This window comes from Actinoplanes subtropicus, from assembly GCF_000721705.1.
Taxonomy (GTDB): domain Bacteria; phylum Actinomycetota; class Actinomycetes; order Mycobacteriales; family Micromonosporaceae; genus Actinoplanes; species Actinoplanes subtropicus.
Genome location: NZ_JOJL01000065.1, coordinates 21,530 through 43,251, shown reverse-complemented (window position 1 = coordinate 43,251; position 21,722 = coordinate 21,530). Strand labels below are relative to the sequence as shown.

Sequence of the window (21,722 nt, the reverse complement as noted above, 5' to 3'; positions counted from 1 at the left end):
ACCGGCACCCCCTACAACGAGACCACCGCCTGGTCACACCACCCCAACCAAGCCGCCGCTTGACAACCTAAGCACATGGGATGTCTTTGCTCTGCGCACTCATACGCACCGAAATCGAGCGGTCGTTCGCTTTCGGTGCGTATGAGTGCGCAGAGCAAGGAGGCGCGGGGAGGCTTTGACCTGCGAACTTCGGCGGCGGCGGCGCGACCGCGGCCGCGGCGGACGGAGCGGCGGCGAGGGCGAGCAGGGCATGCGCCGCAGATGTGGCAGCAGGGGGCGGAGTGGGGCGTGGCGGCGAGGGCGGAGCAGGGAGGCGCGCGGGGCGTGGTCTCGAGCGGAATGGTGTACTCGTCTTGGGCCGGGCCCGCCCGGCGGCCGGGGTCGGGGTCGGTGTTGCAGCCGGCTCTCCGCCGCATCGGGGACCTGGCTGACGCGTACGGCCAAAGTGCGGAAGGGAAACGCTCAGATCTCGCCGGTCGGGGTCGGCAGATCAGTCGGTCAGCTCGCGGCGGATCGCGGCGGCCAACTGGACGAGGGCGACCGCGGCGAGCGCCAGCCACACCACCGCCGCCACGGTGATCGCGACCGGCGCGATCGCCGCCGCGAGGAGGCCGAAGATGGCGACCAGCACCCGAGTCGGCCGCTCCGAAACCGTTATAACTCCTATTTCCGACATGCCCGCCGCGGCGGCCCGAGCCCGGGCGTACTCCTGCAGCCAACTCGCCCCGCCGGCCGCGACCACGAGCCAAGCCGGCGCCCCCACCAGCCAGAACGCCAGCAGCCAGGCCGCCTCGCCGAGCCGGTCGGCCACCGAGTCGTAGACGTAGCCGACCCGCGACGTCCGCCCGCTGACCACCGCGACCGCCCCGTCGAGCCCGTCGGCCAGCGCCGCGAGCAGCACGAGCACCGCTCCGAGCACCGATGCGACCCGCCCGAGCGCCCCCGCCGCGTCGCCACCGGGGCCCACGGCGACGCCGAGCGACACCGCCGCCGGCACGAGCCAGCACAGCACCAGCCCCGCCGTGGTCACCGCCGACGGCGAGACCTGACGAGAAGCCAGCCACGACCCGGCCCGAAAGGCGACGCGCACCCACCCGCGCACCACCGGCGAGGCCGCCCCCGGGTCGAAGCCGCCGTGCAGCCGAGCCCAGGCCGCGCAGTACTCCTCCCAGGTCACCGCGCCGGGTCAGGCGGCCGCGGCGATCTCGGACGGGGACAGCAACTGCCACACCTCGCGCGTCGCCGTGGAGCGGTTGAGCGTGACGAAGTGGATGCCCGGCACGCCCTCGTCGAGCAGGCGGGCGCACATCTCCGCGCACAGCTCGATGCCCAGCGCGCGCACCGCCGCCTCGTCGCCGGCCACCCGCTCGAAGCGCTCGAGCAGGCGCGGCGGGAACGGCGCCCCGGACAGCTGGCTGGACCGCTCGATCGTGGCCATCCGGGTCACCGGCATCACGCCGGGGACGATCGGGGTGGCGCAGCCGGTCGCGGTCACCCGGTCGCGGAGGCGCAGATACTCCTCCGCGTCGAAGAACATCTGGGTGATGGCGAAATCGGCACCCGCCCGGCATTTGCGGACGAAATTCCGGGTGTCGCTCTCGATGTCGGGCGAGCGGGGATGTTTGTACGGGAACGCGGCCACCCCGACGCTGAAGTCGCCCGACTCCTTGACCAGGCGCACGAGGTCTTCCGCGTAGAGCACCCCCTCGGCATGCGGCACCCACTCGCCCATCGGGTCGCCGGGCGGGTCGCCGCGGACCGCGAGCACGTTGCGGATGCCGGCGCCGGCCAGCCGGCCGATCACGTTGCGCAGCTCGGCGATCGAGTGGTTGACCGCGGTCAGGTGGGCCATCGGCAGCAGCGTGGTCTCGGTGGCCACCCGCTCGGTGACGGCGACCGTCGTGTCCCGCGTGGTGCCGCCCGCGCCATAGGTGATGGAGACGAAGCTGGGCCGCAGCGGCTCGAGCTCGCGGATGGCGCGCCAGAGCAGCTGCTCGCCCTCGGGCGTCTTCGGCGGGAAGAACTCGAAGGAGAAGGTGGGCGCGGCAGCCCGGATCAACTCACCGATCGCCGGCGTGCGGGGGGAACGTGAAGGAAGTCCGAGTGCCACGAGAAGACTGTACCTGCGGTGCATCTATTCTGTGCGCCCGCACAAAGTGCACAAAACGGTAGCCGGTCGGCACCCAGCCGCTGGACGTTCGGGGTCTGACCGTTAGCGTTTGTCGGGTGACTCCCCCCGTGGAACTGGCCGGGCTCCGCGCCCGGGTCGACAAGGCGCTCGCCGCGTTCCTGGCCGAGCAGCGCACCCGCCTCACCACGATCGATCCGGCGCTGGCGGAGGTCTCCGACGCGCTCGAGGACTTCGTGCTCGGCGGCGGCAAGCGGCTGCGCCCGGCGTTCGCCTACTGGGGGTTCCGCGGCGCCGGCGGCACGGATGCGGACGCCGTCGTGGCGGCCCTCTCCGCGCTCGAGTTGGTGCAGGCCAGCGCCCTGATCCACGACGACCTGATGGACGCCTCGGACACCCGTCGCGGCGTGCCATCGGTGCACCGCCGCTTCGAGCGCCGGCACCGCGAGGCGTCCTGGCGGGGCACGCCGGAGGGCTTCGGCGAGAACGCCGCGGTGCTGCTCGGCGACCTGGCGCTGGTCTGGTCGGACGAGTTGCTGCACGACTCCGGCCTGAGCCCCGCCGAGCTGGTCCGGGCACGCCCGGTCTTCGACGAGATGCGCACCGAGGTCACCGTCGGCCAGTACCTGGACGTGCTGACCCAAGCGACCGCGGACACGTCGCTGGACCGCGCCGGCAAGGTGGCCCGGTTCAAGGCCGCGAAGTACACGGTCGAGCGCCCGCTGCTGCTGGGCGCGGCGATCGCCGGTGCGCCGCCCGAGGTCTCCGCGTCGTACTCGGCGTTCGGCCTCCCGCTGGGCGAGGCCTTCCAGCTGCGCGACGACATCCTGGGCGTCTTCGGCGACCCGTCCCAGACCGGCAAGCCGGCCGGCGACGACCTGCGCGAGGGCAAGCGCACGTATCTGATAGCCGCCGCCTTCGGCCTGCTCGACGACCCGGAGAAGACCGAGCTCGACGCGGCACTGGGCGATCCGGGTCTGCAGGTCGAGCGCCTGCGTGCCCTGATCCGCGAGTGCGGCGCGCTGACCGCCACCGAGCACCGCATCGACGAGCTGATGTCGGCGTCGCTTGCGGCGCTGGAGGCCGCCCCGATCGAGGAGGAGGCCCGCACGGTCCTGCACGCCCTGGCCGACGCCGCCACCCGCCGCACGGTCTGAATCGCCGCCCCGCGCTTCCACTCCGCGCGAGATCTGAGCTTCCACCCCGCGTGAGTCTTGGGCGCTCAGGTGATGCCGCGGCGGCCCCACCAGATCCACAGGTCGAGGGTCAGCAGGACCATCGCGAAGCCGAACAGCAAGTCCTCGACCGGGGCGTGGGCGATTCGCCAGCCGAGGATCGCGGCCGGGTCGTACATGACGATGGTGCGGCCGGTCAGGATGCCGTTCGATAAAAGCTGAAAAAACAGGATCAGAGGGTACGTGGCCCAGAAGACCACGCGCCCCAGCAGCCGGACGCGCAGCACGAAGAGATCGAGCGCCGCCGCCACCAGCACGCCGAGGACTGCCGCCGCCGTGTAGGTCACGCGCCGCCGTCGGTCATTCGTCGCCGGCCGGGCGGCGTAGTACCTTCCGCACCGCCTCGAAGCCGAGGATCGCGCAGACCGGGACCACCAGGAAGAACAGCACCTCGTCGAGCGGCAGGCGGCCGGGGAGTACCACCCCGGTCATCTGCGACTCGTCGAAGTGCCAGTGGCCGGCCGCGATCGCCGCGAGGTCCCACAGCGTGAAGACGGCGGCCACCGGCAGGACGGTCAGCAGGAGCCGGCGCCACCGGCGGAAGACGCGGACTCGCAGCGCGGGCTCCAGCCAGATCGCGGCGAGCAGGCAGCCGGCCAGCACCGACACGTACGCCAGATGGCGCATCAGAAGCCGAGGGCCTGCGCCCGCCGCTTCACCTCGCGGGCCCGGTGGCCGCCCAGGCCGAGCGCCGCGTTGCCGTCGAGATCCGAATCGGGCTCGTAGAGCCACCGGAGGGCCTCTTCGTCGTTATACCCGGCGTCGCGGAGCAAGGTCAGCACGCCCGGGAGGTGTTTGAGCACGGTGCTGTTCGCCACCAGTTCGGCGGGGACCTGCCGGACGCCCTCGTGCTTGACCGCGAGCAGCTGCCCGTCGCGGATCATCTGGTGCACCTTGCTGATCGACACGCCGAGCTTCGTGGACACGTCCGGCAGGTTGACCCAGGCGGACGGCGCGGCGGTAACGGAATCGCTCACTCCTACAGCGTGCCAGATCGGAGAACCAACGCGATGAGCCTGTGGCGGAGAGTCCGTGCCGAGTGGTCCGGAGCACTTCGGTCGGTGCGGTACGACATGGGCCGGCGGCCGGTCGCGCCGCCGGCGAACGGCCCCGACATGACCTCGACCGGGATGAACACGTTCGGCGGCCTGACGACCGAGGACGCCCCCGCGGCGTCGAGGGCCCGGGGGCCGCGGCGGGCCGCGCTGGTCACCGCGCTCGGCGTGCTGACCGTGGTGGGGGCGGCCGGGGCGTACCTCGGGGTGGTGAACGGCCTCGGCTCGATCCTGAACACCTCCCAGGCGGAGGCGGGCACGGTCCCGTCGCAGTCGACCGACGCGTCGACCTCCGGGATCGGCCGTGGCCCGACAAAGACGAAAAATCCGCTTAAGCCGGGCAGCGAGGTGGCGCCGCTGCCCACGATGGCGCCGACCGACCCCGCCACGCCGCCACCCGTCTCACCCACCACCGCCCGGCGAGAAGTGAGTCCGATTCGGAGGATAAATCCGACAAAGGCGGAATGCGCCTGCAGCCCGCCCCCGGTCCCGACGCCGACCGCCCCGGCCCCGTCCGGCTCGGGCCAACCCAGCGAGTCTCCGTCCCCGAGCGACAGCGCCGACCCCACCCCGAGCGAGACCTCGGCCACACCGGCCGCCTCCGCCGAACCGAGCGATTGGCCCCGATCCCGACATCGCCGGTGGCACCACTAAATCGGGTTTTGCCTGGGCAGAACACCCGCGGATCGCCGCTGGGCGTACCCGTTTGGACTCAGCTATGACATCCTGGTCTGCCCGCACACGAAAGACACATACACTTCACGCCGATGGACACCACAGTCGCCGACACGTTGATCGGCACCACGATTGACGGCCGCTACCGGATCACCGGTCGGGTGGCTCGTGGTGGCATGGCGACCGTCTACACCGCCGTTGACCAGCGACTCGAGCGCACCGTCGCCCTGAAGATCATTCATCCTTCGCAGGCGACGAATGTCCACTTCGTGGACCGGTTCACCGACGAGGCCAAGACGATCGCCCGGCTCACCCACCCCAACGTGGTGGCCGTCTACGACCAGGGTCGCCACCAGGGCCTGCCCTACCTGGTGATGGAGTACGTGCAGGGCAACACCCTGCGCGACCTGCTCAGCGAGCGCCGCCGGCTCACCCCGGTCGAGGCCCTGGCGATCCTCGAGCAGATGCTCGCCGCGATCGCCGCCGCCCACCGGGCCGGCCTGGTGCACCGCGACGTGAAGCCGGAGAACGTGCTGGTCGCCGCCGCCCCCAGCGGCGGTGCGGCCAACCTGGTCGACGCCGTTGTCAAGGTCGCCGATTTCGGCCTGGCCCGCGCGGTCGAGGCGAGCAGCGTCGACGAGTCCGGCCAGCTGATGGCGACGGTGGCTTATGTGGCGCCGGAACTGGTCACCGAGGGCCACGCCGACGCCCGCACGGATGTCTATTCGGCCGGCATCGTGCTCTACGAGATGCTCACCGGCAAGGTCCCGTTCGACGGCGACGACCCGGTCGCGGTGGCCTGGCAGCACGTCGACAACGACGTCCCGCCCCCGTCGCAGGCCGTCAAGGGCGTGCCCAAGGCGCTCGACGACATCGTCGCCCGGGCCACCCGGCGCGACCCGGGCGCCCGCCCCACCGACGCCGGCGCGCTGCTCGCCGAGGTGCAGTCGGTGCGCGACGACCTGGGCGCGCAGAACGTGCAAACCGCGCTGCTGCGCCAGCTGCCGCCGTCCCGGCACGCCGCCGCCGACGCGACCGCCATGGTGCCCGCGGTGACCGACCGGCCAAGCTGGGCGCGCCTGCCCGAGCAGAGCCGCAACACGCAGACCTACCGCCGGGGCGACCCCGAGCTGCGCCCGGCCGGCGGGATCGACCGGCGGCGCATCTTCCTGTCCGCCGCGATCGCCGTGATGGTGCTCGTGGTGATCGGCAGCACCTGGTGGGTGACGCTCGGGCGGTACACGGAGGCGCCGACCATGGTCAACATGACCAGGGACCAGGCGGTGCTGTACGCCCGGCAGCACAACTTCGAGCTGATCACCGCCGACGGCACGTACAGCGAGACGATCCCCAAGGACACCGTGGTCAGCCAGAAACCCGCCCCGCACGAGCGGATCGTCTCGGGCGGCACCATCACGATCACGCTGTCCCTGGGACCGGAGCGCTTCGAGGTGCCCGACCTGGCCGGCGTCGAGGTCGCCTCGGCCAAGACCCAGCTGGCCCAGCTGAACCTCCAGTACAAGGAGGGCGCCGGGCAGTACAGCGACGCCGTGCCCGAGGGCTCGGTGATCTCCACGACTCCCGACAAGGGCGCCGAGCTCAAGAAGGGCGACACGGTCACCGTCGTGGTCAGCAAGGGCCGGGCGCCGATCCAGGTGCCCAACCTGGTCGGGTCGAACGTCAACAACGCCCGCAACCAGCTGCAGGGCCTCGGCCTCACCGCGGTCGAGCGGTACAAGGACAGCGACCAGCCGCAGGACACGGTCATCGCGCAGACGCCGAAGGCGGGCAGCGGCGTGGCCAACGACGCCGAGATCACCCTCGACGTGAGCAAGGGCCCGCCGCTGGTGACGGTCCCGGACGAGTCCAACCAGCAGTGCCAGGAGGCGCAGCAGGCGCTGCAGCAGCTCGGCCTGCAGGTGCAGATCATCGGGTTCGGCAACGGGACCGTCCGCGGGCAGAACCCGCCCGGCAACACCCAGGTCCAGCCGAACTCGCAGGTGGTCCTCCAGTGCTTCTAGACCGCCGGATCGGGTCGCACACCAAGACGTCGGGCGGGCTGGCCAAGGCGGCCCTGCCCTACGTGGACGCGGCGGGTTCCGAGACGTTGCAGGTGTACGTCTCGAACTCGCGCGGCTGGGCGATGCCGCCGGGCGACCCGAAGCAGGACACGCTGTTCCGCGACGGGATCGGCGAGCGCGGGCTGCCGGCGTACATCCATGCCTCTTTGCTGGTGAATTTGGGCTCGCCGACCGAGTTGACCGTGGAACGCTCGATCGCCACGCTGGCCCACTCGCTGGAGCGGGGCAGGGCGATCGGCGCGAGCGCGGTGGTCTATCACGCGGGCAGCGCGGTCGACCCCGAGCACGAGGCCAAGGCCCTGCACCAGCTGCGCGAGGCGTTGCTGCCGCTGCTCGACGACGCGGCCGCCCGCGACCTGCCCAAGCTGCTGGTCGAGCCGAGCGCGGGCGGCGGGCGCAGCCTGGCGTCGAAGGTGCAGGATCTCGGCCCCTACCTGGCCGCCGCCGAGCACCACCCGTGGCTGGGCGTCTGCTTCGACACATGCCACGCCTGGGCGGCCGGCCACGACCTCGCGACCCCGGGCGGCATGACCGCGACGCTGGACGCGCTGCTCGCCACCATCGGCCCGGACAGGCTGATGCTGATCCACGCCAACGACTCCAAGGACGAGTGCGGCTCGACCCGGGACCGCCACGAGACCATCGGCCAGGGTCGCATCGGCACCGCGGCCTTCGCCGAGCTGATGACCCACCCCGCGACGGCCGGCATCCCCGTGATCGTCGAGACCCCGAGCGTCGAGCACGAGGGCCACGCCGCGGACATAGCGCTTCTCAAGACATTGCGCTGAAGAGGATCAAATTCCCTTCACCGTACGGTGGGGACAAGTCCCCGGTGCAGCGCCTCGCGCCGTCGTTGGTCACCCTCCGCGCGCGGCCGCCGGGCTGTCCCGCATGGCTGATCACGCGGCCGCACCGAGCAGAGCGGCGAGTCGCTCGGCCGGTTCGTCGGCGACGGCCGCCGACAGCCGCAGCAACTCGACCCGGTGCACGAGCCGGGGCGCGCCCACCGGGACGCCGGCCAGCCCGGGATGTGCGGCCACCAGCGGGCCGGGCAGCACCGCGAGGCCGTGCCCACCGGCCACCAAACCCGCCAGCACGGTCGCGTCGGCGCCGTCGTAGCGCAGGCCGGGGCGCAAGCCGTCGACCGGCAGCCGGGCGAAGGGCGCCACTTCGGGGGCGTCGATCCAATACGCGTCGGCGAGATCGGCCAGGTCGACCGCGGACCGCCGGGCCAGCGGATGTGTGGGCGGCACCGCCACCACCACCGCGCTATCCGCGACGCCGAGCGCGCGCGGGCCGCCGGCACCCGGTTCGGGAAGCCGCAACGGGTCGTTCGGGGCGGTGAAGCCGTCCACCAGGCCCAGGTCGATCTCGCCGGTGGCGACCGCCTCGACGATCCAGTCGCGATCGGCCACCCGCACCCGGGTGTGCAGCAGCGCCGACTCGGCCCGGATCGTCGCCAGCGCGCCGGCCACCGGGTCGGACCAGGCCAGCGGGGTCAGCCCGAGGATCAGCCGGCCGGGTGGGGCGACCGCCCGGGTCACGTCGGCGCGGGCGGCCGCCAGGCGTACGAGAAGAAGGTCCGCATGCCTTCGGAGCCGCTCCCCCGCCGGCGTCAGTGCCACCGGCCGGCGGCTGAACAGCGGCGTGCCCAGATCGGCCTCGAGCGCGGCGACCTGCTGGGAGACCGCCGACTGGGTGTACCGCAGGCGCTGCGCGGCCGCCGAGAACGAACCGGTCTCGGCAACGGCGAGGAAGGTGCGGAGCAGATGCGGATCCACATCAGCGATGCTAATGCCGCCACCATGAATCATCGTTGGACGTGATCTCGGATCCGGCCGCAGCATGGACGCATGATTTCGATTGCCCTGGTGGGAGACCGCTCCCCCGCCGTCCGCGCGCACTCGCGCCTCGCTCTCATCCTGGACGCACTCCGCGAGCAGGAGCAGATCGACCTGGACGCCTACTGGATCCCGACCCCCGACGCGACCGACCCGGCGGCGCTGCGCGGGTTCGCCGGCATCTGGCTGGTGCCCGGCAGCCCGTACCGCAGCGAACAGGGCGCGATCGTCGCGGCCCGCACCGCCCGCACCGAGCGCATCCCGTTCCTCGGCACCTGCGGCGGATTCCAGCACGCGATGCTGGAGTTCGCGCGCGACGTCTGCGGCCTCCCCGACGCGCGGCACGCCGAGAACTCGGCCGACACAGGCCCCGACACGCTGATCACCGAGCTGTCCTGCTCGCTGGCCGGCCACGAGGGCGCGATCAACCTGGCCGCCGGCTCCCGCATCGAGCGGCTGCTGGGCACCACCCGCACGATCGAGCGCTACCACTGCAGCTACGGAGTCGCCGCCGCCTACCTCGGCCTGCTAGCCGCCCACGGCATGGTCTTCTCCGGCCACGACGACGCCGGCGAGGTCCGCGCCGCCGAACTTCCCGACCACCCGTTCTTCCTGGCCACCCTCTTCCAGCCGGAACTGCACCCGGACGGCGTGCACCCCGTGATCCGCGGCTTCGCCCAGGCCGCCGTCACCGCCGCCGGCCTCCAGCCGCGCTGAGGCGATTTCTCGACGGACGGCTTATGTTGATCCCGCGCATCCTGCTAATCTACCTGCTAAGCAGGATCGTTAGCAGGATGGGGTTGTCCGTGAACGCGGAGGAACTTTCGGAGATCGTCGAGAACCTCCGCGTGCTGGGCAGCGATGTAGCCGACGTAGAGGTGAAACGGGCGCAGGGAGGCCTTCCGAAGAGCCTGCGCGAGACCCTGTCAGCCTTCTCCAACACGCGTGGCGGAGTCGTCATTCTAGGTCTGGATGAGGCCGAAAGGTTCAAACCAGCAACTCTGCCCGATCCGGCCAAACTAGCGGCGGACTTGGCCTCGCTTTGCTCCACCGAGATGGAACCGCCGATCCGGCCCTACGTACAGATTCATCCCTTCGAAGGTGTTCAGGTCGTCGTCGCCGAGGTCCCGGAGATCCCCCGCGAACAAAAGCCCTGCTATTACAAAGGCGCCGGGCTCACGAAGGGCGCCTACACGCGCATTCACGACGGCGACCGACAACTGTCCAGCTATGAGGTGCAGATGATGTTGTCTGCACGCGGACAGCCGAAGGACGACCTGGAGCGGGTCCCCGGCGTGGGAATCGAAGCGCTCGATACTCACCTCGTCTCGGCGATGATGCTGCGGCTCCGTGGCAGCCGTCCGTACTCGTATCGCGATTTGTCCGCAGAGGAGATCCTGCGCCGTACGGGGATTGTGATCCCTCGCTCCGACGGGTCCGGCGACGATGTTTCGGTCGGCGGACTCCTGGCGTTGGGGGCCTACCCACAGGAGCACTTTCCTCAGCTGATGTTGACTTTCGTTCATTACCCTACGACGAGCGGCCCGGACGATGAAACGGGTGTCCGATTCCTCGACAGCGTCGCGATCGAAGGGCCGATTCCAGTGATGGTTCGCGACGCCCTAGCAGCCATCAGGCGAAACATGTCACGCCGATCGATAACCACTGGGGCCGGGCGGCAGGACATCTGGGAATACCCCGAGACGGCCCTCAGAGAAGCCGTGACCAATGCACTCGTCCACCGTGATCTCTCTGCGGCTTCGCGGGGCTCACGGGTCCAGGTCGAGATGTTCCCTGACCGCCTGGTGATACGAAACGCAGGCGGCCTGTACGGACCGGTAACGCTGGAAAATCTCGGCGAGGAAGGAGCGACGTCCTCCAGAAATGCCGCGCTCCTCCGGGTTCTCGAAGACGTCCCGATCCCGGGGGAAGATCGAGCGGTCTGCGAGAACCGCGGGTCGGGGATCCGCGCCATGCTGGTCTCCCTTCGGCGGTCAGGCATGACCGCACCGAAGTTCGACGACAGAATCTCGTCGTTTGTCGTCACATTTCCGAATCACTCCCTACTCAGCGACGACGTAGTCCGATGGATTGGCGGCCTGGACGAAGCCGGTCTGACCGACAGCCAATGCATGGCGCTCGGCGCGATGCACGACGGAACGGTCATCGACAACGCGAGCTATCGAAAGTTGACCGGGCTCGACTCTCGCAAAGTAACCGCCGAGCTGCAGGATCTGGTTGCACGTGAACTGGTGGAGCAGGTCGGGACCCGCCGATGGGCAAGATATCGCCTACTGCCGAGAGGCGGAACCGCCGACACTGGTGGCCGGCTTCGCCGGACAACCCCGGCGGACCGCCGGGGCGAGATTCTCGAGGCATTGGGCGCGACGACAGCCTCTCGCGCCGAACTCGCCTCTAGAACCGGTTTGTCGGATCAAACCGTTCGGCGTTGGCTCACGATGCTCCGCAGGGAGGGCCTGGTCGAGGCTACGGAAAAATCAACGGCGAGCAAGCACACAAAGTATCGCCGTGCATCACCTACGGATCAGGCCTCGCCGCCGAACGGGTGACGGAAGCCCAAACCGCATTACGAGGGCGGGAAGTCTCCCTCTCCGTGGAAAATACCGACGACGGTGGCGGCCGGGACGTCGAAGCCGAGCGTGAGGAAGCGGCCCGGCGCGATCTCGGCGCTCGAAGGGTTGGCCTGGTCGCGGTGGCCCGAGTCGTAGAGCAGGACGTCGGGGTAGCCGTCCCAGTCGCCGACCGGGTCGCGGACCAGGCGGCCGACGGTCACCCGCCGCTCGGCGAAGCGCTTGCCCAGGTCACCGTAGGTGACCAGGACCTCGCCGGTGCTCAGCGGGAGCGCGTGGTGCGACGAGGCCGGCAGGTCGGTGCGCCGGGGCTCGCTCCACGTGTGGCCGCCGTCGGAGGAGCGGGACAGGTACGCGCGCTCGACGTCGGTGCGGATCAGCGACACCACCTCGTCGCCGAGCACGGTCAGCGTCGGCTCCTGGAAGTTGATGCCCTCGCCGGCCGCGATCGTCGTCTCGCCGGACCAGCTGCGGCCGCCGTCGGTGCTTCGGACGACCGAGGCCTGCCACCATTTCTCGTCGGCCCGGTGGCCGTAGACCGGATACAGCAGGTCGCCGCCCGGCAGCTCGACCGCCGCGCCGTGCGAGGCGTGCCAGGCCAGGATGCCGCCGTCGGTCATCCCCATCCCGGCGACGACCGGCTCGCCCCAGGTGCGGCCGCCGTCCTCGCTGCGGCGCACGAACGTGCCGTGCGTGGTGTGCCGGGGCTCGCTGCTCCAGTCGATCACGAAGTAGCTGAGCAGGACCGTCCCGTCGGCGAGCCGGGCCAGCTTGGGGTCGCGGTCGTCGAACTCGCCGTCGACCGCCACCCGGGGCGTGCCCCAGGTCGCGCCCCCGTCCGCACTCTCCACCACGCTGATCCGCCCGTGCGGGCCCAGGTGGCCGGTGCCCTCGCGATAGGTGGCCAGCAGGCGGCCGCCGCCGAGACTCACGACGTCGGGGAAGTGGGCGACCAGACCGTCCCCGGCCCGCGCCACCACGATCGGTTCCGGCACGCATCCGACGTTACCCGCTCGGCGGAAACCGCCGCGCCGGCGGTCGTCATCATGTTTGTCGAGATGGGCGGGAGGTGAGCACGGCCGGCCGTACCGTATGAATCGGGCGAGCCGGACAGGGCGGGGGCAAGATGGCGGGGCTGCGGCTGCTGACCGATCGGCGGGTCGGCACGAAAATCATGATCGCGGTCGGGTTGGTGGCGATCTTCGGCGCCGGCGACGGCCTGTACGCGATGGCCAGCCTCGGCGCCACGAACCAGCAGGTCAAGACCGGCTACTCGCACGAGCAGGAGCTGGCCGCGATCGACGACCTGCAGACCTCGGTCAACAAGGTCTGGCTCAGCCTCGACGACTATCAGCTGTCCACGGCCGGGGACGAGCACGCCGCCGACGAGGCCACCCTCACCGCCAACCGGGCCAAGGTCGGCGACTACGCGAAGGCCTATCGGGGGTTCCCGATCAGTGCCGAGGCCGCCGCGGCGATCACCCAATTCGAAACCGATTGGCAGGCGTACGACACGAAGCTCTCCACCGAGGTGCTGCCCGCGATCGCGACGGGCCGCCGGGTCAAGGCCGCCGACCTGGCCACGGACCTGGACACGGTCCGCAACGACCTCGGCTCGCTGTCGACCGTCACGGTACGGGCCGGCGCCGACCAGGAGACCACCGCCGAGAGCCGCTACCAGCACACCAAGTTGCTGGTCAGCCTGCTGCTCAGCACGGCCCTGCTGCTCGGCCTGGCGCTGGCCTACGGCGTCGCCCGGCTCATCGTCCGGTCCCTGCGCCGCTGCGTGGACGCCCTGCACCGGATCTCCACGGGCGACCTGACCGCCCGGGTCCGGGTGGACAGCGCCGACGAGGTCGGGCAGATGGCCGTCGCGCTGAACAGCACGGTCGAGTCGATGGCCGGGATGGTCGGCCGGATCAACGTCAGCTGCGGCCTGATGGCCGAGGCGTCCGAGGAGCTGTCGACCGTGTCGGCGGAGCTCTCCGCCACGGCCGAGGAGACCTCCGCCCAGGTCGGCGCCGTCTCCGAGTCGGCCGAGCGGGTCTCCGAGGGGGTCCGCGCGGTGTCGGCCGGCGCGGGCGAGATGGGCGTCTCGATCCGGGAGATCGCCAACAACGCGAACGAGGCCGCGGTGGTCGCCGCCGACGCCGCCCGCGCCGCCGCGTCGACCGACACGAGCGTGGCCCGGCTGGGCGAGGCGTCCACCCAGATCGGCGCGGTGGTCCAGATGATCACGTCGATCGCCGAGCAGACCAACCTGCTGGCGCTGAACGCCACCATCGAGGCGGCCCGGGCGGGCGAGGCCGGCAAGGGCTTCGCGGTGGTCGCCTCCGAGGTCAAGGACCTGGCGATGGAGACCGCGCGGGCCACGAACGAGATCACCGCCCAGGTCGGCGCGATCCAGACGGAGAGCGGCGCGGCGGTGACCGCGATCCGGGAGATCGGCCGGGTGATCGCGACGATCAACGACTACACCACGACGATCGCCGCGGCCGTGGAGGAGCAGACCGCCACGACCGGCGAGATCACCCGCAGCGTGGACCGGGCGGCCGAGGGTTCGTCGAGCATCGCCGAGACGATCGCGAGCGTCGCCGACGCGGCCCGGCACGTCACGTCGGGCGCGACCGAGACCCAGCAGACCGCGGGCGAGCTGGCCCGGACGGCGTCCGAACTGCAGGCGACGGTGGCTGCCTATCGGCTCTGAGCGAGAATCTCACTCAGCACGGTGGTCGCCCGGTCGAGGCCGTCGTCGTCGACGTCCAGGTGGAACACGATCCGGGCCAGGTGGGGCAGCATGGCGGCGAGGTGGACGTCCCGCTTCGCGGCCTCGGCCGCCAGGGTCGGAGCGTCGATCTTCGTGCCGCTGAGGTCGAGCGGGACCAGGTTGGTCCGTACGTCGTCCGGATTTACCACGCCAAATTCCGCCAGAGCAGACGCAAGCTCGAGAGCCCGCGCGTGATCGTCGGCCAGACGGGCGATGTTGTGGGTGAGGGCGTAATCGCCGGCCGCGGCCAGGATGCCGACCTGCCGCATGCCGCCGCCCATCCGCTTGCGGATCACCCGGGCCTCGGCGATCCGCGCCGCGCTGCCCACCACGAGCGAGCCGACCGGCGCGCCGAGCCCCTTCGACAGGCAGACCGAGAGCGTGTCGAAGAGTGCGCCATACGAACTCAGCGGCACCCCGTCGGCGACGTGCGCGTGCCAGATCCGGGCGCCGTCGCAGTGAAGCAGCACGCCCGATTTGTCGGAAATTTCGCGCAATTCCCGGAGGGTCGCCAGCGGGATCACCCCGCCGCCACCGAGATTGTGGGTCTGCTCGACGGCGATCGCCCGGGTAGGCAGCGACGGATAACCCGGCGGGCGGATCATCCGGGCGATTTGCCCGACATCGAGGGAGGAACCGACAGCCGGCCACGTACGCGTGGAAATGCCACCAAGCGCCGCGGCCGCACCCAGCTCGTAGGTCACCACGTGGGCGTCCGCCCCAGCCAGAAGCTCGCCGGACCGCGGCGTGACCAGCTGCAACGCGATCTGGTTGGCCATCGAGCCGGAGGGCGCGAACAGCGCCGCCTCGTGCCCGAAGAGCTCGGCGACGCGACGCTCCAGGGCGATCACGGTCGGGTCGTCGCCGAACACGTCGTCGCCCACCTCGGCCGCGGCCATGGCCCGCCGCATCCCCGCCGACGGCCGGGTCACCGTGTCCGACCGGAGGTCGACAGCCGGCTTTGACGAGCGCAGGTCAACCACGGAGCATCTCCGCCACCAGGAACGCCAGCTCCAGCGACTGCTGGGTGTTCAGCCGCGGGTCGCAGGCCGTCTCGTACCGGTCGGGAAGGTCGAGATCTTCGATGCCCTGCGCGCCGCCGAGGCACTCGGTGACATCCTCGCCGGTGAGTTCGATGTGGATGCCGCCCGGGTGGGTGCCCAGGCCTCGGTGCACCTCGAAGTAGCCGAGCACCTCGTCGACGATCCGGTCGAAGTGCCGGGTCTTGTAGCCGTTGGACGACTCGTGGGTGTTGCCGTGCATCGGGTCGCACTGCCAGACGACCTTGGCGCCGGCCGCGGTCACCTTCTCCACGATCGGGGGCAGCGCGTCGCGCACCTTGCCGTTGCCCATCCGGCTGATCAGGGTGAGCCGGCCGGGCACGTTCGCCGGGTTGAGCTTCTCGCACAGCTCGATCGCCGTCTCCGGGCTGGTGCCGGGGCCGAGCTTGACCCCGATCGGGTTCGCCAGCCGGCTGATGAAGTCGATGTGCGCGTGGTCGAGCTGACGGGTCCGCTCACCCACCCAGAGAAAATGACCACTGAGACCGTACGCGCGGCCATCGCTCACCCGGGTCAGCGCCCGGTCGTACTCCAGCGCCAGCGCCTCGTGCGAGCAGTACAGGCTGACCGTCCGCAGGGCCTCGCTGTCGGTCATGCCGCAGGCGCGGATGAAATCGAGCGCGCGGTCGATCTCGCGGGCGATCGCCTCGTACCGCTCACCGGCCGGCGACGCGCGGACGAAGTCCTTGTTCCAGTCGTGCAGCCCGTGCAGGTCGGCGAGGCCGCCGGCCAGGTACGCCCGGAGCATGTTCATCGCGGCGGCGGAGTTCGCGTACGCCCGGATCATGCGCTGCGGATCGGCCACCCGCGCGGCCTCGGTGGCCTCGAGCGAGTTGATCAGATCGCCGCGGTACGCGGGCAGCCCGAGCGAGTCGGTCGGCGCCGAGCGCGGCTTGGTGTACTGCCCGGCGACCCGGGCCACCTTGACCACCGGCATCGACGCGCCGTACGTCAGCACGACGGCCATCTGCAGCAGCGTCCGCGCGTTGGCGAGCAGGTGACTCTCGGTGTTGTTGTCGAAGGTCTCCGCGCAGTCGCCGCCCTGCAGCAGGAACGCGCGACCCTCGCACACCTCCGCGAGCTTGGCACGCAGCTGGTCGACCTCGTACGGCGCGACGATCGACGGGACGTTGTCGAGAACCTTGCAGACCGAGCCGACCTCGTCCATGTCCGGCCACGGCGGCATCTGCACGCGGGGCAGGGACCGCCACCGGTCGAGGCCGAGCGCCTCGTCCTCGGCGGAGTCGGTGGACGGGCGGGACGTCTGGAAGGCCGGGTTGCCGACCCCGGGGTAACTCAACTGGTGCCACTCACGGCGCATGAGAAGAGCCTACGAAAGCGGGGCACCCGGCTCGCGCCCGGTGCCCCGCTTCTCACCTGAGGAGATGAGAGAGTTGCAGCTCAGAGGTTGTTCTTGATGGCCGACACAAGCTCACCGTTGCCGGTGTCGCCGGAGAACTCCCAGAAGAAGGCGCCCGCGAGACCCTGGTTCTTCACGTACGTCATCTTCCCGGCGATCGTCGACGGGGTGTCGTACCCCCACCAGTTGTTGCCGCAGTAGGCGTACGCGGTGCCACCGACCGTGCCGGTGGCCGGGCAGCTGTTCTTGAGGACCTTGTAGTCCTCGATGCCCGCCTCGTAGGTGCCGGGCGCCGCGCCGGTGGCAGTGCCGCCGGGCGCCGACTGGGTGACCCCGGTCCAGCCGCGGCCGTAGAAGCCGATGCCGAGCAGGATCTTGTTGGCCGGCACGCCCTTGCTCTTCAGCTTCTGGATCGCCGCGTCCGCGTAGAAGCCGGCGGTCGGGATGCCGGCGTACGAGGTGAGCGGCGAGTGCGGGGCGGTCGGGCCCTGCGGGCTGAACGCGCCGAAGTAGTCGTACGTCATCGGGAAGACCAGGTTCAGCTTCTGGATGCCGGACGCGTAGTCGGCCACGTCGAGCTTGCCGCCGTTGGTGCCGTCGGCCGAGATCGCCGAGGTGATGATGAAGCTGGAACCGAACCGGTTGCGCAGCGCGGAGATCACGTTGTTGTACGCGGCCGGACCGGACGAGTCGCAGGAGAGGCCGCAGGCGTTCGGGTACTCCCAGTCGATGTCGATGCCGTCGAAGACGTCCGACCAGCGGGAGTCCTTGACCAGGTTGTAGCAGGAGTCGGCGAACGCGGCCGGGTTCGCGGCCGCCTGGGTGAAGCCGCCGGACCAGGTCCAGCCGCCGAAGGACCAGATCACCTTGATGTTCGGGTACATCTTCTTGAGCTTGCGCAGCTGGTTGAAGTTGCCGCGCAGGGCGCCCGCGTCCCAGGTGTCGGCGACGCCGTCCACGCTGTTCGCGGTGGTGTACGCCATGTCGTAGTCGGCGTACGAGTCTCCGATCGAGCACTGCCCGTTCGAGGTGTTGCCGAACGCGTACAGGATGTGGGTCATCTTGGCCGCCGAGCCGGACGTGACGATGTTCTTCACGAAGTACTGGCGGGCGTAGACGCCCCACTCGGCGAAGTAGCCGACGACGTTCTTGCCGCTGGGCCCGCCGGTGGTCGGCGACGTGGTCGGGGGCGTCGTCGGCGGCGTGGTGGGGGTCGTGGTCGGCGGCGTGGTGGGGGGTGTCGTCGGGCCGCCGCCGCAGGCACCGTTGTCGATCCAGACGTCCCACTGTCCGCTGTGCGTGGCCGGCGACTCGTTCTGAGTCCACCACTTGGCGGTGTAGTTGTGACCGCTCTGCGAAGCGACGTTGTCCTTGACGTACACGGCGGTGGAGGACCAAGCGGGGGCACAGGCAGCCGCGGCTGACGCCTGGGAGATCGGCACCATCGCGGTGGAGGCCACCACGAAGACACCGGCCCAGAGAGCCCGGCGGAGGGATTTCTGCACTTCGCCTCCTCATGAACAGTTAGGAAAGTTTCCAAAAAGCTTGTAGAAGAGACGGTAGTCACATCCATTCATCACCGTCAAGATGTCGACGTGCAATTCCGGCGACGGGTACGGGGTGCACACGGTTGGACACAGCGCGTAGTCTGCCGTCATGACCAACTTCGACCTCGGCAGCGGCCGATGAGCGTCCACGTCATCGGCGTCGACGCGTACGCACTCGGCTGGGTCGGGGTGGAGCTGCGCGACGGCGCCTTCGGCCGGGCGGTGCTCGCCGCCTCGCTGTACGAGATCGTCACGAGCAGCTCGGGCGCCGCGGTGATCGGCGTCGACATCCCGCTCGGCATGCTTCCGGACCGCTGGCGGGCGGCCGACACGCTCGCCGCCGACCAGCTCGGCCCGCGCCGCGGCAGCATCTTCCGGGTGCCGCCGCGCGCGGTCTGGCAGGAGGCGGATTTCGCCGCGGCCAACCGGGTCTGCCGCGAGCTCACCGGCGCCGGCCTCAGCCGCCAGTCCTGGGCGCTGCGGCCCAAGCTGCTGGAGGCCAACGCGATCTGGGAGCGGCACCCCGGCCTGCTCTTCGAGGCGCATCCCGAGGTGTCGTTCCGGGCGATGGCCGGCGAGCCGCTGCAGCACGCCAAGAAGACGTGGGCCGGCCAGACCCGCCGCCGCGACCTGCTGGCCCGCAACGGCATCGTGCTGCCCGACCAGATCGGCCCGGCCGGTCAGGCCCCGCCGGACGACATCCTGGACGCGGCCGCGGTCGCCTGGTCGGCGCACCGGATGGCGACCGGCGCCGCGCTGAGCCACCCGTCGCCGCCCGAGGTGTGCAACGGCTCGAAGATCGCTATCTGGTACTGACCACGACCTTCCCGGTGGCCGCATCGTCCTCCATGTACCGGTGGGCCGCCACGATCTCCGCCAGGCCGAAGACGCGGTCGACGTTCGGCCGGTAGGCGCCGGCCTCGACCTCGCCGACGATCCGCTGCAGGGTGGCGGCGGCGCCCGCGGCGTCGTCACTGTGGAAGGACGTGAGCCGGGTGCCGGAGGGGATCATCGCGATCGGCTCGAAGTTCTCGATCAGCCAGCCGCTGAGCGAGCCGGACACGCAGACCGTGCCGCCGCGGCGGACCAGCCGCAGCGAGTCGACCGCCGTGCGCGCCCCGACCAGATCCAGCACGCCGTCGAAGCCGTCCGCCGCCAACGGCCCGCCGTCGTCGATCAGCACCCGCCCGGCGCCGGCCTGGCTGAGCCCGGGCGCCTTGTCCGGCCGGCGGGTCGTGGCCACCACCTCGACCCCCTGCGCGGCGGCGATCGACGCGGCCGCCATCCCGACCGACGAGCTTCCACCCCGGATCAAAAGCCGATTCCCCCGTACGATCCCCAACGCGTCCAGTGATCCTCGCGCGGTCAGGTAGCTCTCCGGCAACGCGGCCAGCGTGTCCCACGGCAACGACGTGCGGAGCGGCATCAGCAGAGCGTTCGGCAGCAGCGCGTACTCGGCGTAGCCACCGTCGAACCGCCGGCCCATCTCGCCCATCACCGCGGCCACCGTCGTGCCCTCGGGCAGCGCCGGATCGGTCGAGGCCGCCAGCACGCCCACGCACTCGATGCCCAGCACCCGCGGGAACGTCACGCCCGGCGAATGCCCCTGCCGGGTGCGCAGCTCGGACCGGTTCAGGCCGGCCGCCATCACCCGGACCAGGCTCCAGCCGGGCCGGACCGCCAGCACCGGCACCTCTCGGATCTCCAGGACCTCCGGGCCGCCCGCCTGTACGCAAACCGCCGCTCGCATCGTCGTCATGCCCGAACTGTCGCCGCCCGGCGGCTTGGCGGTCCACCGATAGAATGCCAAGTCATGCCCGTATCACGCCTCTTCCCCAGCGCGGGCATGCATCTCTGGCGGTCGGGCGCGGAGAGCGAGGCCGATTCCCATCCGCGCGGTCACCTGGTGTACGCGGCCCGCGGCGTCCTGACCGTGCACACCGACCGCGGCACCTCGATCGTCCCGGCCAACCGGATCGCCTGGACGCCGGCCGGCTGGACGCACCGCCACCGCGCACACGGCGACACGGACATGCGGATCGTCTTCCTGCCGGCCTCGCTCGCCCGGCTCGTGCCGGACCGTCCCGCGGTCTTCGCGGCCTCCGGGCTCGCCCGCGAGGCCCTGCTGGCGCTCGCGAGCTCCCGGGACTTCGGCCGCGCGGCCCGGGACCGGCTCCGCCGCGTCCTCGTCGACGAATTGCGGGAATCCCCCGAGCAGCCGCTGCATCTGCCCGAGCCCCGGGACGACCGACTGCGGGCCGTCGCCCGGGTGCTGTACGACGACCCGGCCGACAAGTCCACGCTGGCCGAGCTCGGGCGCCGGAGCGGGGCGGGCGCCCGTACGCTCAGCCGGCTGTGCCACGACGAGCTCGGGATGACCTTCTACGAGTGGCGCACCCAGCTACGCATCTACCACGCGCTGGTGCTGCTGGCCGAGGGGCACGACGTCACGCGCGTCGCACACGCCTGCGGCTGGGCCAACCCGAGCGGCTTCATCGCCGCCTTCACCGCGGTCGTCGGCACCACCCCCGGCCGCCACCGGGCCTGACTCTTAGGCCCTAGGCTTTCGCGGCCATCTGGACGGCGATCTCGGAGGCGCGATCGCGGGCGGCTTCCAGGGCGGCCAGCAGCGCCGCGCGTACGCCGTGATTTTCCAGCTCGCGGATCGCCGAGATGGTCGTGCCCGCCGGGGAGGTCACCGCCTCGCGCAGCTTCACCGGGTGTTCCCCGGTCTCGCGCAGCATGACCGCCGAGCCGATCGCGGTCTGCACGATCAGCTCGTGCGCGACCTGGCGCGGCAACCCGAGCAGGATGCCGGCGTCGATCATCGCCTCGACCAGCAGATAGAAGTACGCCGGGCCGGAGCCGGAGAGGGCGGTCACCGCGTCCTGCTGCGACTCGGGGACGCGCAGGGTCTTGCCGAGCGGCTTGAAGATCTCCTCGGTGAGAGCCAGATGCTCCTCGGTCGCGTACGGCCCCGGGGAGAGCACGGTCATCGCCTGGTCGACCAGCGCCGGGGTGTTGGTCATGACCCGCACCACCGGGATACCGCCGGGCAGCCGATCGGCGAAGAAGCCCGTCGGCAGCCCGGCACAGAGCGACACCACCAGCTTGTCCGGCGGGACCTTCATCCCGAAGTCGTCCAGCAGCTTCGCCGCGTCCTGCGGCTTCACCGCGATCAGCAGCACGTCGGCCTGGGTGACCGCGGTCAGGTTGAGTACGGGACGGATGCCGTAGCGCTCGGCCAGCTCGGCCGCCCGCTCGGGGCGCCGGGTGGTGGCCAGCAGCTGCTGGGCCGGCCAGCCGGAGCGCAGCAGTCCGGAGAGGACGAGCTCGCCGAGCTTCCCCGCGCCGATCACGGCAACACTGTGCTCTGTCATT

The 21,722-nt window shown here is 70.9% G+C and carries 21 protein-coding genes; 9 read left to right on the top strand and 12 right to left on the bottom strand.

Annotated features, from left to right (window positions below; genetic code table 11):
• Positions 1 to 490 precede the first annotated feature (490 nt).
• Complete coding sequence (locus IH26_RS0150385; RefSeq protein ID WP_030443453.1) at positions 491 to 1,177, bottom strand: CDP-alcohol phosphatidyltransferase family protein; 687 nt, start codon at positions 1,175 to 1,177, stop codon at positions 491 to 493.
• A gap of 9 nt (positions 1,178 to 1,186) precedes the next feature.
• Positions 1,187 to 2,110 carry a methylenetetrahydrofolate reductase [NAD(P)H] gene (metF, locus tag IH26_RS0150380; RefSeq protein WP_030443452.1) on the bottom strand — a complete coding sequence of 308 codons (924 nt, stop codon included), beginning with the start codon at positions 2,108 to 2,110 and terminating at the stop codon, positions 1,187 to 1,189.
• Between the two features lie 116 nt (positions 2,111 to 2,226).
• Here metF and IH26_RS0150375 point away from each other — a divergent pair, with 116 nt between their 5' ends.
• Positions 2,227 to 3,285, top strand: coding sequence for a polyprenyl synthetase family protein (locus tag IH26_RS0150375; RefSeq protein WP_030443451.1), 1,059 nt, complete (start codon positions 2,227 to 2,229; stop codon positions 3,283 to 3,285).
• A 65-nt stretch (positions 3,286 to 3,350) separates the two neighbouring features.
• Here the strand turns inward: IH26_RS0150375 and IH26_RS0150370 are convergent, their stop codons facing one another.
• Genes IH26_RS0150370 through IH26_RS0150360 form a run of 3 tightly spaced genes read right to left on the bottom strand, consistent with a single transcriptional unit; the run spans position 3,351 to position 4,340 of the window.
• The gene (locus IH26_RS0150370; protein WP_030443450.1) at positions 3,351 to 3,650 is read right to left on the bottom strand and encodes a lycopene cyclase domain-containing protein; all 300 of its coding nucleotides are present in this window, start codon (positions 3,648 to 3,650) and stop codon (positions 3,351 to 3,353) included.
• A gap of 13 nt (positions 3,651 to 3,663) precedes the next feature.
• On the bottom strand, positions 3,664 to 3,990 hold the full coding sequence (locus IH26_RS0150365) for a lycopene cyclase domain-containing protein (protein WP_030443449.1): 327 nt from the start codon (positions 3,988 to 3,990) through the stop codon (positions 3,664 to 3,666).
• Positions 3,990 to 4,340 (bottom strand): Rv2175c family DNA-binding protein, encoded by a 351-nt coding sequence (locus IH26_RS0150360; RefSeq protein ID WP_030443448.1) that lies wholly within the window; start codon positions 4,338 to 4,340, stop codon positions 3,990 to 3,992. The genes IH26_RS0150365 and IH26_RS0150360 overlap by 1 nt, the downstream gene beginning before the upstream one ends.
• Positions 4,341 to 4,424: 84 nt before the next feature.
• Between IH26_RS0150360 and IH26_RS60840 the strand changes: the two genes are divergently transcribed.
• The 3 genes from IH26_RS60840 to IH26_RS0150345 all read left to right on the top strand — a co-directional run bounded on the left by IH26_RS60840 (position 4,425) and on the right by IH26_RS0150345 (position 7,962).
• Entirely contained in the window at positions 4,425 to 5,072 is a 648-nt protein-coding gene (locus IH26_RS60840) for a hypothetical protein (protein ID WP_157437840.1), read from the top strand.
• Between the two features lie 113 nt (positions 5,073 to 5,185).
• Complete coding sequence (pknB, locus tag IH26_RS0150350; RefSeq protein WP_030443446.1) at positions 5,186 to 7,114, top strand: Stk1 family PASTA domain-containing Ser/Thr kinase; 1,929 nt, start codon at positions 5,186 to 5,188, stop codon at positions 7,112 to 7,114.
• Positions 7,105 to 7,962: a deoxyribonuclease IV gene (locus IH26_RS0150345; RefSeq protein WP_030443445.1), complete on the top strand. Its 858-nt coding sequence runs from the start codon at positions 7,105 to 7,107 to the stop codon at positions 7,960 to 7,962. The genes pknB and IH26_RS0150345 overlap by 10 nt, the downstream gene beginning before the upstream one ends.
• A gap of 111 nt (positions 7,963 to 8,073) precedes the next feature.
• On the opposite strand, the gene IH26_RS0150340 is transcribed toward IH26_RS0150345, so the two are convergent.
• Positions 8,074 to 8,955 (bottom strand): LysR family transcriptional regulator, encoded by an 882-nt coding sequence (locus IH26_RS0150340; RefSeq protein WP_030443444.1) that lies wholly within the window; start codon positions 8,953 to 8,955, stop codon positions 8,074 to 8,076.
• A 72-nt stretch (positions 8,956 to 9,027) separates the two neighbouring features.
• On the opposite strand from IH26_RS0150340, the gene IH26_RS0150335 reads away from it, so the two are divergent.
• Both IH26_RS0150335 and IH26_RS0150330 read left to right on the top strand, forming a co-directional pair.
• Positions 9,028 to 9,732 carry a CTP synthase C-terminal region-related (seleno)protein gene (locus IH26_RS0150335; RefSeq protein WP_030443443.1) on the top strand — a complete coding sequence of 235 codons (705 nt, stop codon included), beginning with the start codon at positions 9,028 to 9,030 and terminating at the stop codon, positions 9,730 to 9,732.
• A 23-nt stretch (positions 9,733 to 9,755) separates the two neighbouring features.
• On the top strand, positions 9,756 to 11,585 hold the full coding sequence (locus IH26_RS0150330) for an ATP-binding protein (protein WP_245666049.1): 1,830 nt from the start codon (positions 9,756 to 9,758) through the stop codon (positions 11,583 to 11,585).
• A 17-nt stretch (positions 11,586 to 11,602) separates the two neighbouring features.
• Here IH26_RS0150330 and IH26_RS0150325 read toward each other — a convergent pair whose 3' ends face one another.
• Positions 11,603 to 12,601, bottom strand: coding sequence for a sialidase family protein (locus IH26_RS0150325; RefSeq protein WP_030443441.1), 999 nt, complete (start codon positions 12,599 to 12,601; stop codon positions 11,603 to 11,605).
• 131 nt (positions 12,602 to 12,732) lie between these two features.
• On the opposite strand from IH26_RS0150325, the gene IH26_RS0150320 reads away from it, so the two are divergent.
• Positions 12,733 to 14,313, top strand: coding sequence for a methyl-accepting chemotaxis protein (locus IH26_RS0150320; RefSeq protein WP_030443440.1), 1,581 nt, complete (start codon positions 12,733 to 12,735; stop codon positions 14,311 to 14,313).
• On the opposite strand, the gene IH26_RS0150315 is transcribed toward IH26_RS0150320, so the two are convergent.
• From IH26_RS0150315 to IH26_RS0150305, 3 genes are all read right to left on the bottom strand, one after another.
• Positions 14,301 to 15,356 (bottom strand): threonine aldolase family protein, encoded by a 1,056-nt coding sequence (locus tag IH26_RS0150315; protein ID WP_084599836.1) that lies wholly within the window; start codon positions 15,354 to 15,356, stop codon positions 14,301 to 14,303. The genes IH26_RS0150320 and IH26_RS0150315 overlap by 13 nt on opposite strands.
• Positions 15,349 to 16,755, bottom strand: coding sequence for a class II 3-deoxy-7-phosphoheptulonate synthase (locus IH26_RS0150310; protein ID WP_030443438.1), 1,407 nt, complete (start codon positions 16,753 to 16,755; stop codon positions 15,349 to 15,351). Before IH26_RS0150310 ends, IH26_RS0150315 begins: the two co-directional genes overlap by 8 nt.
• Positions 16,756 to 16,835: 80 nt before the next feature.
• Positions 16,836 to 18,299, bottom strand: a complete 1,464-nt coding sequence (locus IH26_RS0150305; protein ID WP_030443437.1) for a glycosyl hydrolase family 18 protein — start codon at positions 18,297 to 18,299, stop codon at positions 16,836 to 16,838.
• A gap of 180 nt (positions 18,300 to 18,479) precedes the next feature.
• On the opposite strand from IH26_RS0150305, the gene IH26_RS0150300 reads away from it, so the two are divergent.
• The gene (locus IH26_RS0150300) at positions 18,480 to 19,157 is read left to right on the top strand and encodes a DUF429 domain-containing protein (protein WP_030443436.1); all 678 of its coding nucleotides are present in this window, start codon (positions 18,480 to 18,482) and stop codon (positions 19,155 to 19,157) included.
• Here the strand turns inward: IH26_RS0150300 and IH26_RS0150295 are convergent.
• Positions 19,144 to 20,100, bottom strand: coding sequence for a zinc-binding dehydrogenase (locus IH26_RS0150295; RefSeq protein ID WP_030443435.1), 957 nt, complete (start codon positions 20,098 to 20,100; stop codon positions 19,144 to 19,146). The two genes, IH26_RS0150300 and IH26_RS0150295, sit on opposite strands and share 14 nt — an antisense overlap.
• 54 nt (positions 20,101 to 20,154) lie before the next feature.
• On the opposite strand from IH26_RS0150295, the gene IH26_RS0150290 reads away from it, so the two are divergent.
• Entirely contained in the window at positions 20,155 to 20,889 is a 735-nt protein-coding gene (locus IH26_RS0150290) for an AraC family transcriptional regulator (protein ID WP_030443434.1), read from the top strand.
• Between the two features lie 10 nt (positions 20,890 to 20,899).
• Here IH26_RS0150290 and proC read toward each other — a convergent pair whose 3' ends face one another.
• Complete coding sequence (gene proC / locus IH26_RS0150285) at positions 20,900 to 21,721, bottom strand: pyrroline-5-carboxylate reductase (protein ID WP_030443433.1); 822 nt, start codon at positions 21,719 to 21,721, stop codon at positions 20,900 to 20,902.
• Between the last annotated feature and the right edge of the window lies 1 nt (position 21,722).

Excerpts from the sequence above, each read along its gene's own strand:
- IH26_RS0150330 (WP_245666049.1), top strand. The coding sequence starts at position 9,756 with ATGTTGATCCCGCGCATCCTGCTAATCTACCTGCTAAGCAGGATCGTT.
- IH26_RS0150320 (WP_030443440.1), top strand. The coding sequence starts at position 12,733 with ATGGCGGGGCTGCGGCTGCTGACCGATCGGCGGGTCGGCACGAAAATC.
- IH26_RS0150295 (WP_030443435.1), bottom strand. The coding sequence starts at position 20,100 with ATGACGACGATGCGAGCGGCGGTTTGCGTACAGGCGGGCGGCCCGGAG.
- IH26_RS0150335 (WP_030443443.1), top strand. The coding sequence starts at position 9,028 with ATGATTTCGATTGCCCTGGTGGGAGACCGCTCCCCCGCCGTCCGCGCG.
- pknB (WP_030443446.1), top strand. The coding sequence starts at position 5,186 with ATGGACACCACAGTCGCCGACACGTTGATCGGCACCACGATTGACGGC.
- IH26_RS0150365 (WP_030443449.1), bottom strand. The coding sequence starts at position 3,990 with ATGCGCCATCTGGCGTACGTGTCGGTGCTGGCCGGCTGCCTGCTCGCC.
- IH26_RS0150290 (WP_030443434.1), top strand. The coding sequence starts at position 20,155 with ATGCCCGTATCACGCCTCTTCCCCAGCGCGGGCATGCATCTCTGGCGG.
- IH26_RS0150300 (WP_030443436.1), top strand. The coding sequence starts at position 18,480 with ATGAGCGTCCACGTCATCGGCGTCGACGCGTACGCACTCGGCTGGGTC.
- proC (WP_030443433.1), bottom strand. The coding sequence starts at position 21,721 with ATGACAGAGCACAGTGTTGCCGTGATCGGCGCGGGGAAGCTCGGCGAG.
- IH26_RS0150310 (WP_030443438.1), bottom strand. The coding sequence starts at position 16,755 with ATGCGCCGTGAGTGGCACCAGTTGAGTTACCCCGGGGTCGGCAACCCG.